Genomic DNA, 13,919 nt, shown 5'->3' with positions numbered 1-13,919 from the left:
GCGCTGGTCAGGGCGGTGTCTTCCGAATTGTGCTGCACGCGACTCTCCGCGTTCACGTTCTCGTCAGGTCACTGCGGTGTTCTCAATGACATGCACGCGAGCGAGTCGCTGGCAGTCCGTCCCGCGACCGGCCTCCCCCGTCCCGTCGTCGTGGGTCACCGCGGCGCCTCCGCGTACCGGCCCGAGCACACGGCCGCCAGCTTCGAGCTCGCGATCGACCTCGGCGCCGACCTCATCGAGCCCGACGTCGTGGTCAGCCGCGACGGCGCGCTCGTCGTCCGGCACGAGAACGAGCTCTCCCCCTCCACCGACGTGGCCGACCGGCCGGAGTTCGCGGACCGCCGCACCACGCGCGTCGTCGGCGGCCGCGAGCGCACCGGGTGGTTCGCCGAGGACTTCACCCTCGCCGAGCTGCGCACCCTGCGGGCCGTCGAGCGCATGCCGGCGCTGCGTCCGCTGAACACGACCTACGACGGCCGCTACGGCGTCCTGACGCTGGCGGAGGTCGTGGAGATCGCCCGCCGCCGCTCCACCCCGGGCCGGCAGGTGCGCGTCCTCGCCGAGCTGAAGAAGCCCACCTGGGCCGGCGACCACGGGCTGCCGATGGTGGAGCTGGTCGCCGCCGAGCTGCGCCGCCTGGGCGCCGACACCCCCGACGGCACGGTCGTGCTGCAGTCCTTCGACGCCGCCGCGCTGCGGCAGCTGCGCGCCGACCTGGGCGCCGCGGGGCCGACCATGCTCCAGCTGGTGGACGACGTCGCCGCGGACGACGCCCTCGTCACCCCCGCCGGCCTGCGTGCGGTGAGCACCTACGCGCAGGGCATCGCGCCCAGCCGGCACCGCATCCTGCTGCGGGACGCCGACCAGGCGCTGACCGGCGTCTCCGACCTGGTCGCCCAGGCCCACCGCGCCGGGCTTCTCGTCGTCCCGTGGACGCTGCGGCCGGAGAACGCCTTCCTGCCCCGGCACCTGCGCCGCGGCGAGGACCCGATCGGCCCCGGCGACGCCCAGACCGAGGCCCGGCTGCTGCTGGCGCTCGGCGTCGACGGCGTCATCACCGACGCCCCCGAGGTCGCCGTCCGCGCCCGGGCGGAACTGCAGACCGCGGCCCTCGCCCCCATCCGCCGTCCGTAGCGGAGGCGGCCGTCCGTAGCGGAGGCCGGGAGCGCAGGTCCCCTGCGCTCCCGGCCTCCGCTCAGCCGATCAGGTCGTGGACCACGACGTTCTCGTCGCGGCCGGGGCCGACGCCGATGACGCTGATGCGGGCGCCGGAGAGCTCCTCCAGCCGCCGCACGTAGGCCTGGGCGTTGGCCGGCAGCTCGTCGAAGGTGCGGCAGTGCCGGATGTCCTCGAACCAGCCCGGCAGCTCCTCGTAGACCGGCTTGGCGTGGTGGAAGTCGGTCTGGGTCATGGGCATCTCGTCGTGCCGGACGCCGTCGACGTCGTAGGCCACGCAGATCGGCACCGTCTCCAGCCCGGAGAGCACGTCGAGCTTGGTGAGGAAGTAGTCGGTGATGCCGTTGACCCGGCTGGCGTAGCGCGCCACCACGGCGTCGAACCAGCCGCAGCGGCGGTCGCGGCCGGTGGTGACGCCGACCTCGCCGCCCTGCTTGCGCAGGTACTCGCCGCTGGCGTCGAACAGCTCGGTCGGGAACGGGCCCGAGCCGACGCGGGTCGTGTAGGCCTTGAGGATGCCGACCACCCGCTGGATGCGCGTGGGGCCGATGCCCGAGCCGGCCGCGGCCCCGCCCGCGGTCGGGCTGGACGACGTCACGAACGGGTAGGTGCCGTGGTCGACGTCCAGCAGCGTGCCCTGGGAGCCCTCCAGCAGGACCCACTCGCCGGCGTCGAGGGCCTCGGCCAGCAGCAGCCGGGTGTCGGCGATGCGGTGCTTGAGCTGCTCGGCGTACCCGGCGTACTCCTCGACGACCTCGTCGACGTCGATCGCCTTGCGGTTGTAGACCTTGACCAGGACCTGGTTCTTCTCCTGCAGCGTGCCCTCGAGCTTCTGCCGGAGGATGGAGAGGTCGAGCAGGTCCTGCACGCGGATGCCGGTGCGGGCCACCTTGTCGCCGTACGCGGGGCCGATGCCCCGGCCGGTGGTGCCGATCCGGCGCTTGCCGAGGAACCGCTCGGTGACCCGGTCCAGCGCGCGGTGGTGCGGCATGATCAGGTGCGCGTCGGCCGAGATGACCAGGCGTGAGGTGTCCACGCCCCGCTCCTCCAGGCCCGCCAGCTCCCCGATCAGCACCTCCGGGTCGATGACGACGCCGTTGCCGATGACCGGCGTGCACCCCGGGGTGAGGATCCCCGACGGGATCAGGTGCAGCGCGTAGCGCTCACCGTCCGGCGTGATCACGGTGTGGCCGGCGTTGTTGCCGCCCTGGTACCGCACCACGTAGGGCACGCGGCCCCCCAGCAGGTCGGTGGCCTTCCCCTTGCCCTCGTCGCCCCACTGGGCGCCGATCAGCACGACTGCCGGCATCGCTCGCTCAGATCCCCTCGGAACTCCGTCACCGGCGGATGACCGGCTGGCAGGTGGCAGGGTATCCGCATGTCGCTCGTCCGGTTCGACCTGCGCGGCCTCGACCCCGGCCAGGCACCGGCCCGCGAGACGGTCGCGCCGGCCGTCGACGCCGACGCCGTGCTGGTCAGGGGCCCGGTGCCCGCGCTGGCCGCGGTGCTCGCCGCGCTCGACAAGGCCGGGCGGACCGCCGGGGTGCCGGTGTCGTGGGAGCCCGCCGACGACACCGCGTCGACCGGGCTGGCCCGCGCGCTGGGCGTGGGTGCCGGCGAGGAGCGCGAGCTCAGCCTGGTGCGCGACGACCACGGCGGCGTCCTGCTGCACCACGGCCGGGTCGAGGCGGCCGATCCCGGACGGCGCGGCCCGCTGGCCCGCCGGTTCGGGGCGCAGGCGCACAACGACGCGGCCAAGGTCGCCGACGGGATCATCACGCGCATCGACGTCCGGCCGGAGTGGCGGCAGGTGGACACCCTCGGGGTCGTCGTCATGACGCTGCCCCTGCGGCCCGCCCGGCGCACGACGGGCCGGGCGGTGCAGATCGCCTGCGACCCGGCCCGGGTCGTCCGGGACGGCGTGCCGTACCCGCGGCCGGTCAGCCGCTGGACCTGGTACGCCGACCACCGCGTGCGCTGGCGGCTGCGCCCCTGATCGGCGGCGCGGGGCGCTGCGGGTGGGTCGCGCCGTTCGTGGACACTGGACGCACGTCCCTGGTCGAGGAGGCCCCGCTGCCGACGTCCTGTCCCCGCCGGTGACAGCCGACGGACTGCCCTCGTTCGGGCCGCACGCCACGCCGGCCCCGGCCCGGGGACGACGGCTGCTCGACCGGGCGCTGGCCCGCCCCAGCCTCGCGGCGTTCGTGGGCCTGGCCGTCGTCCTGCTGTTCTTCGCCCCGCAGGCACCCCACCTGCTCAGTCCGGGCGGGCTGGCCAGCGCCCTGGACGCGGCAGCGCTGATCGGCATCGGCGGTGTCGCGGTCGCGCTGCTCCTGGTCGCCGGGCACTTCGACCTGTCGATCGGGATGATCTCCGTCGGCAGCGCCCTGGTCACCGGCGTGCTCATCACCGAGGCCGGGTGGGGCACCTGGCCCGCGCTGGCCGGCTCGCTGGCGGCCGCGCTGCTGGTCGGGCTGGTGAACGGCTGGCTGGTGGTCACGACCGGGCTGCCGAGCTTCCTGGTCACCCTCGCGACGTTCCTCGTGCTGCAGGGCGTGGCCCTGGCCGGCACCCGGTCGCTGACCCGCTCGGTGCGCATCGACGGGCTCGGCGAGGCCCCCGGCTGGTCGTCGGCGACGGCGGTGTTCGGGTCGACGGTGCAGATCGGCGACGGGCGGTTCCGCGTCTCGCTGCTGTGGTGGGTGCTCCTGACCGCTTGGGCGTCGTGGACGCTGTGGCGCACCCGCTTCGGCAACGGCGTGTTCGCCGTCGGCGGCGCCCGCCGTGCGGCCCGCGAGCTCGGTGTCGCCGACCGGCGGACGACGGTCGCGCTGTACTGCTGCACCGCCGCGGCCGGCTGGCTGGTCGGCACGCTCGGGGTGGTGCGCCTGGGCGGCGTGCAGGCCAGCACCGGGCTCGGGACGGCGATCACCTTCGTCGTCGTCGCGGTCATCGGCGGCTGCCTGCTCACCGGCGGGTACGGGTCTGCGGTCGGCGCCGCGGTGGGTGCGCTGCTCTACGCCACGGCGCGGCAGGGGGTGGTGCTGGCCGGGTGGGACGCCCGCTGGTTCGAGGCCTTCCTCGGCGTCCTTCTGCTGGTGGCGCTGCTGGCCAACGGCGTCGTCCGGGACCGGCTGAAGGCGGTGCCGCGATCGTGAGCGGGCCGGCCGACCGCCCCGTCCCGCTGCTGGAGCTGCGCGGTGTCAGCGTCCACCACGGCAGCGTGGCGGCGCTGGCCCGGGTGAACGCGGCGTTCCGCCCCGGCGAGATCACCTGCGTGCTGGGCGAGAACGGGTCCGGCAAGTCCACGCTGGTCTCGATGCTCTCGGGCCTGTGCCGGTACGACGAGGGGGAGCTGCTGCTCGACGGTCGGCCGGTGCGGTTCCGGTCGCCCAAGGCCGCCCGCGCCGCCGGCATCGCGACCGTGTGGCAGGACCTCGCGGTGGCACCGCTGCTGTCGGTGTGGCGGAACTTCTCCCTGGGCGCCGAGCCCACGCGCGGGCCCTGGCCACTGCGCCGGCTCGATCTCGAGGCCGCGCGGGAGACGACGGTGCGGGCCCTCGCCCAGGTCGGCGTCCCGGGCATCGACCCGGACCAGCCGGCCTCGGCACTGCGCGCCGGGGAGCGGCAGACGCTGGCGATCGCCCGGGCGCTGCACTTCGGCGTCCGGGCCCTGGTGATCGACGAACCGACCGCGCCGATGACGATCCAGCAGCACACCCTGGTGGGCCGGGCCGTGCTGACCGCCCGCGCGCGGGGGCTGGCCATCGTGGTGGTCACCAGCAACCCGCGGTACGCCCACCTGGTCGGCGACCGGTTCCTGCTCCTCGCGCACGGGCACGTGGCGGGCGACCTGACGCGTGAGGACGTCGATGCCGACGTCCTCACGCGTCTCATGGCCGGCGGGGACGAGCTGGCCTCACTCACCGCCCGGCTGCGGGAGCTGCACCCGGAGCTCGACGAACGCTGAGTCGGGGCTCCGGGTGCCGCTCAGGTGAAGATGCTCACCCCACCCGGCCCGACGAGCAGGCCCACGATGATGAGCACGATCCCCCACAGCAGTTGCCTGCGCACGATCGCGACGATGCCGGCGACCACGAGGATGACCGCGAGGATCCAGAGAAGCGTTGCCATGCAGCACCTCCGGTGACGGGCGTCCCCAGTGGACGCCGGAGACGGAGCGTAGGCATGGTCCTGGAAATCCGCACGTCGAGCGATCACCCAGCGTCACAACGCCTCCACGATGGGACCGGCACCCACTTCTGGGGCGCGGGTCGCCGGGATCCCCGGCCTCGTCGTGCCCCGGAGCGCCCGGCGGTGTCCGGCCGCTCCCTGTGAGCCCGAGACCGCCGGCGTCGGCCCCCGGCCGCCGCTGCCCTCCCTGGATGCGCCCCGGGCGGGCAGCGGCACCTCAGGCGGCTGGGCGGACCACGCGCTCGAGCAGGTCGACGTGCCAGTCGACCTGCACCCGCCGGCCGGCGTGCCCGCCGGGCCGGACGAGGTCGAAGCGGGTGAGGACGGCGCCGGCGTCGGCCCACAGCAGGGCGAGGTGCCCGGGCGCCGGGCGCGGGACGCCGGACCGGTCGTCGAGGTCCAGCTGCAGCTGGCGGCTGGGGGCCTGCCGGTAGAAGGCGCGCAGCCCCTCGGTGGCGGCCGCGGGCAGCTCGCCGTCGTCGGAGCGCCAGACGCGCAGGACGTCGGTGGCGGTGCGCAGCAGCAGCCCGCTCATCGGCAGGCCGAGGTTGTCGGTGCTGGTGTCGGTGAACTCCAGCTGGCGGGTCAGCCACGGATCGGCCTCGTCGTCCGGGGCGGCACCCCACGGCTTGAGCCGCTCCATCGCCTCGCGGCGGACGAGCTGGTGGTCGAGGTGGCGGTCCGCGCTCGGGTTCCAGCCGTGGGCGGCGTGGATCGCGGCGCTGACCGCCACGCCCGCCGACAGCGCCTCGTGGACCGCGAGCAGCAGCGGCCGCAGGCGGGCCACCACGGCTGCCGGCGTGTGCTCCACGGGGGTCAGTCTGCCGCTCCGGGCCGACAGCAGTGCGGGCGTCCCCCGGGGCTGTCTCAGCGGAGGCTGGGGGCGCAGGAAACCTGCGCTCCCAGCCTCCGCTGCGCGTCAGGAGGGACGCCCGCAGAGGGGGGTCAGGCGGCGAGGCTGGGGTCGCAGTCGCGCAGCAGCTCGGTGAGGCGCTCCTGCTCGGCCGTCTCCCCGATCGCCTCGGCGGCGCGGGCCAGCACCGTCACGCAGCGCAGGAAGCCCCGGTTGGGCTCGTGCGACCAGGGCACCGGGCCGTAGCCCTTCCAGCCGTTGCGGCGCAGCGCGTCCAGGCCGCGGTGGTAGCCGGTGCGGGCGTACGCGTAGGCCTCGATGGTGTCCCGCAGCGCCCGCTCCGGCCGGTTCAGCGCCTCCTCGGCCAGCGCGGCCCAGGCCGCGCTGACCGTCGGGTGGTGCGCGGCGACCTCGGCCGGCGTGCTGCCGGCCGCGAGCTCGGCCTCGGCCTCGGGGTTGGCCGGCAGCAGCGTGGCCGGCGGCTCCCCGAGCAGGTTCTGGTGCGAGTGCGTCACAGCTCCTCCTCGCCGGCGCTCGTCGGACATGCGCCGCGCGTCGCTCCGTCCATGCGTGACCTCGCGAGCTCGGTCACTCAGGCGCTCGGCGACTGGCCGGCCGACAGCAGGTCCTCGCACGCCTGGACGATGCGGGCGGCCATGCCCGTCTCGGCGGCCTTGAGGTAGCTGCGCGGGTCGTAGGCCTTCTTGTTGCCCACCTCGCCGTCGACCTTCAGGACGCCGTCGTAGTTGCTGAACATGTGCCCGGCGATGGGCCGGGTGAAGGCGTACTGGGTGTCGGTGTCGACGTTCATCTTCACCACGCCGTAGGAGAGCGCCTCGCGGATCTCCTCCTGCGCCGACCCGGAGCCGCCGTGGAAGACGAGGTTGAACGGCTTGCTGCCCTCGGCCAGGCCGAACTCCTTGGCGACGACGTCCTGACCCTGCTTGAGGATCTCCGGGCGCAGCTTGACGTTGCCCGGCTTGTAGACCCCGTGCACGTTGCCGAAGGTGGCGGCGAGCAGGTAGACGCCCTTCTCGCCGAGCCCCAGCGCCTTGGCGGTCGCGACGAAGTCGCCCTCGGCGGTGTAGAGCTTCTCGTTGATGTCGTGCGCGACGCCGTCCTCCTCCCCGCCGACGACGCCGATCTCGACCTCGAGCACCAGCTTGGCGGCGGCCGACTTCTCGATCAGCTCCTCGGCGATGTGCAGGTTCTCGTCGAGGTCGATCGCCGAGCCGTCCCACATGTGCGACTGGAACAGCGGCGCCTGGCCGGCGTCGACGCGCTCCTTGGACAGGGCGATCAGCGGGCGCACGTAGGCGTCCAGCTTGTCCTTCGGGCAGTGGTCGGTGTGCAGCGCGACGTTGACCGGGTACTTCTCGGCGACGACGTGCGCGAACTCGGCCAGTGCGACGGCACCGGTGACCATGTCCTTGACCCGGGTGCCCGAGCCGAACTCCGCGCCGCCGGTGGAGAACTGGATGATGCCGTCGCTGCCGGCGTCGGCGAAGCCGCGCAGGGCCGCGTTGACCGTCTCGGACGAGGTGCAGTTGATCGCCGGGTAGGCGAAGCCGCCCTCCTTGGCCCGGTTGATCATGTCGGCGTAGACCTCAGGGGTCGCGATGGGCATGCGAGGCACTCCTTGCGTCGGGATCGGCGCTTGCTGGCGGCCAGTATCCCGCCGCGCCCGTGCCCCGCGACACCCGCTACACCCCGCCGGGCTCCACCCGCAGCCCGAGCGCGGTCACCAGGGCGACCGCCTGGACGACGTCAATCCGCGCCCCGGCCAGCTCCACCTCCCGCGGGTCGACCCCGGCGAGGTCGGTGCCGCGCAGGTCGGCACCGGAGAGGTCGGCCCCGTGCCACTCGGCGGCGGAGAGGTCGAGGTCCCGCAGCGTCGCCCCGACGGCGCGCACCCCGGTCAGGTCGGCCTCCCGCATGCGGACGCCGGTGAGCGTGGCCTTCGCCAGGTCCGCCCCCGCCAGCCCGACGAAGGACCAGTCGCCGCCGGTGACGGTGAGCAGGTCGAAGCCGCAGCGCTCGAACCGGGAGCCGACCAGCTTGCAGCCGGTGAGCGTCGCCTGGGAGAACGAGCAGCCGGTGAACGTGCAGGTGAGGAACGCCGCGTCGGTGTGGGTGGAGAGGGTGAACCGGCAGTCCCGGAACACGCAGTCGGTGAAGACGGCGCCGTCGTCGGTCGTCTCCGAGAGGTCCACGGCGCTGAAGGTGACCCCGGTGTGCTCCTGGCCGGAGAGGTCGTCGCCGTACCAGTCCGCCCCGCGGACCTCACCCTTGGCGGTCACCCCCGCTCCGCCCGGCTGGCCACGCGCGCGGCGACGAGCACCGGGTCGTAGACCGGCGAGAACGGCGGGGCGTAGGAGAGGTCGGAGCCGGCGAACTCCTCGGCGGTCAGGCCGGCCCAGATGGCGGTGGCCATGACGTCGATCCGCTTGCCGCTGCCCGGCCCGCCCACGATCTGCGCCCCGAGCAGCTCCCCGGACCCGCGGTCGCTGACCAGCTTCACCGCCATCGGCTCGGCGCCGGGGAAGTAGCCGGCCCTCGTCGTCCCCTCGATCGTCTCGGTGCGGATCTCGTAGCCCGCCGCCTCCGCCTGGCTGGTGCACAGCCCGGTGCGGGCGATCTCCAGCTCGCCGATGCCGGTGAGGGCGGTGCCGAGCACCCCGGCGAAGCGCGCCGGCCGGCCGCCGACCACCGAGCCCACGACCCGGCCCTGCTTGTTGGCGTGGGTGCCCAGCGCGACGTGCGCCGGCTCGCCGGTCAGCCGGTGGAAGGTCTGCACGCAGTCACCGGCGGCGAACACCTCGGGGTGCGAGCGGGAGCGCTGGGTGCGGTCGACCTCGATGGCGCCGGTCTCCCCCAGCCGCAGGCCGGCGTCGCGGGCGAGGGCCACCTCCGGGCCCATGCCCAGCCCGAGGACGACGAGGTCGCAGGGGTAGCTGCCGGCGTCGGTGCGGACGGCCCGCACCACGCCGTCGGCGTCGGTCTCGATCTCGCGCACCGGCTGGTTGGGCTGGACGTCGATGCCCATGTCCCCGATCGCCTTGCAGACCCGCTCCCCCATGTCGGCGTCCAGCAGCGCCATGGGGAGGGGGTCGGCGAGCACGACGGTCACCGCCACGCCGCGGGCGTGCAGGACGTCGGCCATCTCGAGGCCGATGTAGCCGCCGCCCAGGACGACGGCGCGGCGGGCGCCGGCGGCGACCGCGGCCCGGATGGCGGCGCCGTCGGCCAGCCGGTGCACCCCGTGCACGCCGTCGGCGTCCAGGCCGGGCACCGGCGGGCGCAGCGGGCGGCCGCCGGTGGCGACGAGCAGGTGGTCGTAGCCCAGGGTCTGCCCGTCGGCGGTGCGCACCGTGCCGGCGTCGAGGTCGATCGCCTCTGCCCGGGTGCCGGTGCGGACGTCGATGTCCTGGGCGGTGAACTCGTGCCGGCTGCGGGCGATCAGCCGGTCGCGGTCGGAGACCACGTCCCCGACCCAGTAGGGGATGCCGCAGGCGGAGTAGGAGACGTCGGGCCCCTGCTCCAGGACGGTGATGGCCAGGCTCTCGGCCGGTCGCAGCCGCCGGGCCTGTGCCGCCGCGGACATGCCGGCGGCGTCCCCGCCGATGACCAGGAGCCGGTCTGCAGCCATGGGGTCAGCGTGTCAGGCGGCGCAGCACCTTGCCGGGGTTGAGCAGCCCGTCCGGGTCGAGCGCGGCCTTGATCGACCGGTGCACCTCCAGCGACACCGGGCCGACCTCCCGCTCCAGCCAGTCGACCTTGATCGCCCCGACGCCGTGCTCGCCGGTGATCGTGCCGCCGAGGGACAGGCCGAGCTCCAGGATGTCGTCGAAGGCGGCGAAGGCCCGCTCGCGCTGGTCGGCGTCGGTGGGGTCGAAGCAGATCGTCGGGTGCATGTTGCCGTCGCCGGCGTGCCCGACGACGCCGATGGTGAGCCCGCGCTCGGCGGCGATGGTGTCGCAGCCGTCGAGGAACTGGGCGATCCGCGAGCGGGGCACGGCGACGTCGTCGATGAGCGTGCTGCCCAGCTGCTCGAGCGCCGGCAGTGCCATGCGCCGGGCGGCCAGCAGGAGGTCGCCCTCGGCCGGGTCGTCGGTGGTGTGCACGAGGTCGGCGCCGGCCTCCCGGCACAGCTCAGCCAGCGTCTCCATCTGCCGGACGGCCGCCTCGCCGCCGGCGTCGGACTGGGCCACCAGCAGCGCGTGGGCGTCGCGGTCGAGGTCGGCGCGCAGCAGGTCGTCGACGGCGCAGATGCAGGTGTTGTCCATGACCTCCAGCAGGCTGGGCACCAGGCCGCTGGTGACCACCCGCTCGACGACCTGCCCGGTCTGCGCGGTCGTGGCGAAGGTGGCCACGAGGGTGACCGGCCGCTGCGGTGCCGGCCGCAGGGCCAGCGTCGCCTCGGTGATGACGCCGAGGGTGCCCTCCGACCCGACGAACAGCCGGGCGAGGTCGTAGCCGGCGACGCCCTTGACGGTGCGCCGTCCGGTGCGCAGGACCCGCCCGTCGGCGAGCACGACCTCCAGGCCCAGCACGTAGTCGGTCGTGACGCCGTACTTGACGCAGCACAGCCCGCCGGAGTTGGTGGAGAGGTTGCCGCCGATCGTGCACCAGTCGTAGCTGGAGGGGTCCGGCGGGTAGAACAGCCCGGACCCGGCGACCGCGTCCCGCAGCGCCTTGTTCACCACCCCGGGCTGGACGACGACCAGGCGGTCCGCGGGGGACACCTCCAGGACGGCGTCCATCCGGGTCATGACCAGCGTGATCGCGCCGTCGACGGCGTTGCTGGCCCCGGCCAGACCCGACCCGGCACCCCGGGGCACCACCGGGATCCCGTGCCGCGAGGCGATCTGCATGACCGCGACGACGTCGGCGGTGCTGCGCGGGAGGACGACGGCCGCCGGCGTCCCGGCCTCGGCGAGCATCGCCTGGTCACGGGAGTAGGAGGCGGTGACGTCGGGGTCGGTCAGCACGCTGTCGGCACCCAGGGCATCGGCCAGCTCGGCCGCCCACGCCGTCGTCACCGTGGTCATCGTCACACCGTACGACGCCGCGGCCGCGGGTCCGTCCCTCTCGGTGTTCAGTCCAGGCCGAGGTCGGCGAGGGTGAAGGCGGCGCGGTACTCCAGGCCCGCCTCCTCGACCGCGGCGCGGCCCCCGCGGTCGACGATGACCGCGACCGCGACCGGCTCGGCGCCGGCCTCGCGCAGCGCCTCGACGGCGGTCAGCGGGCTGGAGCCGGTGGTGGACACGTCCTCGACCACGAGGACGCTGCGGCCGTCGACGTCCGGGCCCTCGATCCGCCGCTGCAGACCGTGCGCCTTGCCGGCCTTGCGCACCACGCAGGCGTCGAGGAAACCCTCCCCCGCGGCGGCCGCGTGCAGCATCGCCGTGGCGACCGGGTCGGCGCCGAGGGTCAGCCCGCCGACGACGTCGTAGCGCAGGTCGCCGGTCAGCTGCCGCATCACCCGGCCCACCAGGGGCGCGCCCTCGTGGTGCAGGGTCAGGCGGCGCATGTCGATGTACCAGTCGGCCTCCTGCCCGGAGGAGAGCGTGACCCGTCCCTGCACCACGGCGAGCTCGACGATCAGCTCCAGCAGGCGGTCGCGGTCGGGCAGGGCGGCCCCGCCCCAGGGTCCCGTCCCGAGGGACGAGGGGTGGGGAGGGGCGGGGTCCTTTTCCATGCAGCCGACCCTACTGACGGCCACGATCGGGGCATGTCGCTTCCCCGGACCCGCCTCGTCGCCGCGGCCGGGCCGCTGACCGCCGCCGTCCTCGGCGGGCTGGCCACCGACCCCGGCAGCCGGTGGTTCCGCCGGCTGGACAAGCCCTCCTGGTACCCGCCGCCGCAGACCTTCGGCATCGTCTGGACCGCTCTGTACGCCGGGATGGCGTGGGCCGCCGGCGAGGTCCTCACCCGCAGCAGCGACGGCCGGCCGTTCGCCCGGGCCTACGCGCTGAACCTCGCGCTCAACGCGGGGTGGTCGCCGCTGTTCTTCCGGGCCCACCGCCCGTGGGCCGCCACGGCCGAGTGCGCCGTGCTCACCGTCTCCACGGTCGACCTCGTCCGCCGGGCGGCGGCAGTCAGTGGCCCGGCGGCGGTCGTCCTGGCCCCCTACGCGGGATGGACGGCGTTCGCGACGGCGCTGACCGCGGCCATCGCCCGGAGGAACGGGGCTGTCACGCCGGCGGGCTGAGCACCTGGTCGATGACGTAGACCGTCGCGTTCGCCGTCGGCAGGTTGCCGCAGACCACGGTGGCGTCGGTGCTGCCGACGAGGGTCTGCTCGGCGCTGATGGTGAACGACCCACCGGAGCCCTCGATGGTGACCGGGTCGCCGCTGAGGGTGGCGTGCGTGCCCGCCAGCTCCTCCGGCACCAGCCGGCCGGGGATCACGTGGTGGGTGACCAGCTCGGTCAGCCGCGGGGTGTCGGCCAGCAGCGGCTGCAGCGTCTCCGGCGGCACCGCCTCGTAGGCCTGGTTGATCGGCGCGAGGATGGTGATGTCCTGGGTCGTGTTGAGCGGGTCGACGAGGGTGGCCGCGTGCACCGTGATCATGAGGTTGGACAGCGGCGGGGCCCCGGCGACCGCGGTGGCCAGCGGGGCGTCGGCCATGGCGGCGATGCTGCCCTCACCCTCGGGCGGGAACGCCCCGCACCCGGTGCCGATCGGCCCCGTGGCGGCCGGGGCGGCAGAGGTGGGAGCCGCCGTGGCGCCGGGGGCCGGGGCGGCGTCCTCCGCGGCGTCCCCGGAGCCGCAGGCGGCCAGCGGGACGGCCAGAGCCGACGCGGCGGCGAGCAGGGCGCGGCGGGCGGGGGTGTGCGTCACGGGACGGAGCTCCTTCGCAGTCGACCGCCGGCCATTCTCCCCGGACCGCCGGGTGCCCCCGGGGACCGGCGCGGCCCGGCCCCGGCGCACCGCATCGGCGCGCCGGGGCCGGGCCCGGCCGTCAGCGCAGGCCGGCGGCGCGGCGCCGGCCCATGGCCCGGTACCACTCGTTCGACGGCGGCCGGGCCAGCAGCACGACACCGGCGATGACCACCAGCATCTGGCAGACCGACAGCGCGGTGAGGAAGCCGGTGGTCGGCTGCGCCAGCGCGGACAGGCCGCCGATGATGCCGAGCCCACCCAGCACGAACAGGATGATCCGCGCCCAGTTGCGCCCGTTCCAGGCGAACCAGATGAACAGCGCCTCCAGCGCCACGAACAGCAGCCCGATGACGGCGCTCACGGTGATGACCGCCTGGACGGCGTCCTCGGAGACCGTGACGCCCTCCCGCGCCAGCTCGGAGTCCAGCAGGGTGTCGATGCTGGCGAAGGTGACGATCGCGCCGACGAGCCCGATCAGCAGGTTGGCGACGAAGGCGCCGATCCCGAAGCGCACGCTGTCGGGGCGCGGCGGCGCCTCCTGCGGCGCGTACCCGGGAGCCGACGGCGCGGGGGCGTAGCCGTACTGCCCCGGCTGCTGCCAGCCCTGCTGCGGCTGCTGCCACCCGGGCGGAGGCGGCGCCTGCCAGCCCTGCTGCGGCGGGGCCTGCCAGCCCTGCTGCGGCGGCTGCCAGCCCTGCGGGTCCTGGCCGCCCTGCTGGGGGTCCTGACCGCCCCACCCACCCTGGCCGCCCTGCCCTGACGTCATCTGTGCTCCCGTCGTCGTCCCCCGGTGTCGGCGGAGATGATCA

The 13,919-nt window shown here is 74.8% G+C and carries 16 protein-coding genes; 5 read left to right on the top strand and 11 right to left on the bottom strand.

Annotated features, from left to right (window positions below):
* Positions 1 to 90 precede the first annotated feature (90 nt).
* Positions 91 to 1,134, top strand: coding sequence for a glycerophosphodiester phosphodiesterase family protein (locus ACI78Q_RS05890; protein WP_456922388.1), 1,044 nt, complete (start codon positions 91 to 93; stop codon positions 1,132 to 1,134).
* Between the two features lie 61 nt (positions 1,135 to 1,195).
* Here ACI78Q_RS05890 and ACI78Q_RS05885 read toward each other — a convergent pair whose 3' ends face one another.
* Positions 1,196 to 2,485, bottom strand: a complete 1,290-nt coding sequence (locus ACI78Q_RS05885) for an adenylosuccinate synthase (RefSeq protein ID WP_456922387.1) — start codon at positions 2,483 to 2,485, stop codon at positions 1,196 to 1,198.
* Between the two features lie 69 nt (positions 2,486 to 2,554).
* Between ACI78Q_RS05885 and ACI78Q_RS05880 the strand changes: the two genes are divergently transcribed.
* The 3 genes from ACI78Q_RS05880 (at position 2,555) to ACI78Q_RS05870 (ending at position 5,146) form a co-directional block, all read left to right on the top strand.
* On the top strand, positions 2,555 to 3,172 hold the full coding sequence (locus ACI78Q_RS05880; protein WP_456922386.1) for a hypothetical protein: 618 nt from the start codon (positions 2,555 to 2,557) through the stop codon (positions 3,170 to 3,172).
* Positions 3,173 to 3,272: 100 nt separating this feature from the next.
* A complete protein-coding gene (locus ACI78Q_RS05875; RefSeq protein WP_456922385.1) occupies positions 3,273 to 4,334 on the top strand; it encodes an ABC transporter permease in 1,062 nt (353 codons plus the stop codon).
* A complete protein-coding gene (locus ACI78Q_RS05870; RefSeq protein WP_456922384.1) occupies positions 4,331 to 5,146 on the top strand; it encodes an ATP-binding cassette domain-containing protein in 816 nt (271 codons plus the stop codon). The genes ACI78Q_RS05875 and ACI78Q_RS05870 overlap by 4 nt, the downstream gene beginning before the upstream one ends.
* A 20-nt stretch (positions 5,147 to 5,166) precedes the next feature.
* On the opposite strand, the gene ACI78Q_RS05865 is transcribed toward ACI78Q_RS05870, so the two are convergent.
* From ACI78Q_RS05865 to pyrE, 8 genes are all read right to left on the bottom strand, one after another.
* Entirely contained in the window at positions 5,167 to 5,310 is a 144-nt protein-coding gene (locus ACI78Q_RS05865) for a GPGG-motif small membrane protein (protein WP_186817115.1), read from the bottom strand.
* Between the two features lie 277 nt (positions 5,311 to 5,587).
* Positions 5,588 to 6,181 carry a hypothetical protein gene (locus ACI78Q_RS05860; protein ID WP_456922383.1) on the bottom strand — a complete coding sequence of 198 codons (594 nt, stop codon included), beginning with the start codon at positions 6,179 to 6,181 and terminating at the stop codon, positions 5,588 to 5,590.
* Positions 6,182 to 6,315: 134 nt separating this feature from the next.
* Positions 6,316 to 6,738: a DUF3151 domain-containing protein gene (locus ACI78Q_RS05855; RefSeq protein ID WP_456922382.1), complete on the bottom strand. Its 423-nt coding sequence runs from the start codon at positions 6,736 to 6,738 to the stop codon at positions 6,316 to 6,318.
* A 77-nt stretch (positions 6,739 to 6,815) separates the two neighbouring features.
* Complete coding sequence (fbaA, locus tag ACI78Q_RS05850; protein WP_456922381.1) at positions 6,816 to 7,850, bottom strand: class II fructose-bisphosphate aldolase; 1,035 nt, start codon at positions 7,848 to 7,850, stop codon at positions 6,816 to 6,818.
* A 76-nt stretch (positions 7,851 to 7,926) separates the two neighbouring features.
* Positions 7,927 to 8,523, bottom strand: coding sequence for a pentapeptide repeat-containing protein (locus ACI78Q_RS05845; protein ID WP_456922380.1), 597 nt, complete (start codon positions 8,521 to 8,523; stop codon positions 7,927 to 7,929).
* Positions 8,520 to 9,872 carry an FAD-dependent oxidoreductase gene (locus ACI78Q_RS05840; RefSeq protein WP_456922379.1) on the bottom strand — a complete coding sequence of 451 codons (1,353 nt, stop codon included), beginning with the start codon at positions 9,870 to 9,872 and terminating at the stop codon, positions 8,520 to 8,522. The genes ACI78Q_RS05845 and ACI78Q_RS05840 overlap by 4 nt, the downstream gene beginning before the upstream one ends.
* Before the next feature lie 4 nt (positions 9,873 to 9,876).
* A complete protein-coding gene (locus ACI78Q_RS05835; RefSeq protein ID WP_456922378.1) occupies positions 9,877 to 11,274 on the bottom strand; it encodes an FAD-binding oxidoreductase in 1,398 nt (465 codons plus the stop codon).
* A gap of 47 nt (positions 11,275 to 11,321) precedes the next feature.
* Positions 11,322 to 11,924, bottom strand: a complete 603-nt coding sequence (gene pyrE, locus ACI78Q_RS05830; RefSeq protein ID WP_456922377.1) for an orotate phosphoribosyltransferase — start codon at positions 11,922 to 11,924, stop codon at positions 11,322 to 11,324.
* Positions 11,925 to 11,957: 33 nt separating this feature from the next.
* On the opposite strand from pyrE, the gene ACI78Q_RS05825 reads away from it, so the two are divergent.
* Complete coding sequence (locus tag ACI78Q_RS05825) at positions 11,958 to 12,437, top strand: TspO/MBR family protein (RefSeq protein WP_456922376.1); 480 nt, start codon at positions 11,958 to 11,960, stop codon at positions 12,435 to 12,437.
* On the opposite strand, the gene ACI78Q_RS05820 is transcribed toward ACI78Q_RS05825, so the two are convergent.
* Positions 12,421 to 13,068 (bottom strand): fasciclin domain-containing protein, encoded by a 648-nt coding sequence (locus ACI78Q_RS05820; protein ID WP_456922375.1) that lies wholly within the window; start codon positions 13,066 to 13,068, stop codon positions 12,421 to 12,423. The genes ACI78Q_RS05825 and ACI78Q_RS05820 overlap by 17 nt on opposite strands.
* Positions 13,069 to 13,189: 121 nt before the next feature.
* Positions 13,190 to 13,876 (bottom strand): hypothetical protein, encoded by a 687-nt coding sequence (locus ACI78Q_RS05815; protein ID WP_456922374.1) that lies wholly within the window; start codon positions 13,874 to 13,876, stop codon positions 13,190 to 13,192.
* Positions 13,877 to 13,919 lie beyond the last annotated feature (43 nt).

It is taken from the genome of Geodermatophilus sp. SYSU D00705 (genome assembly GCF_054050135.1).
This window is presented reverse-complemented; position numbering and strand designations above follow the sequence as displayed.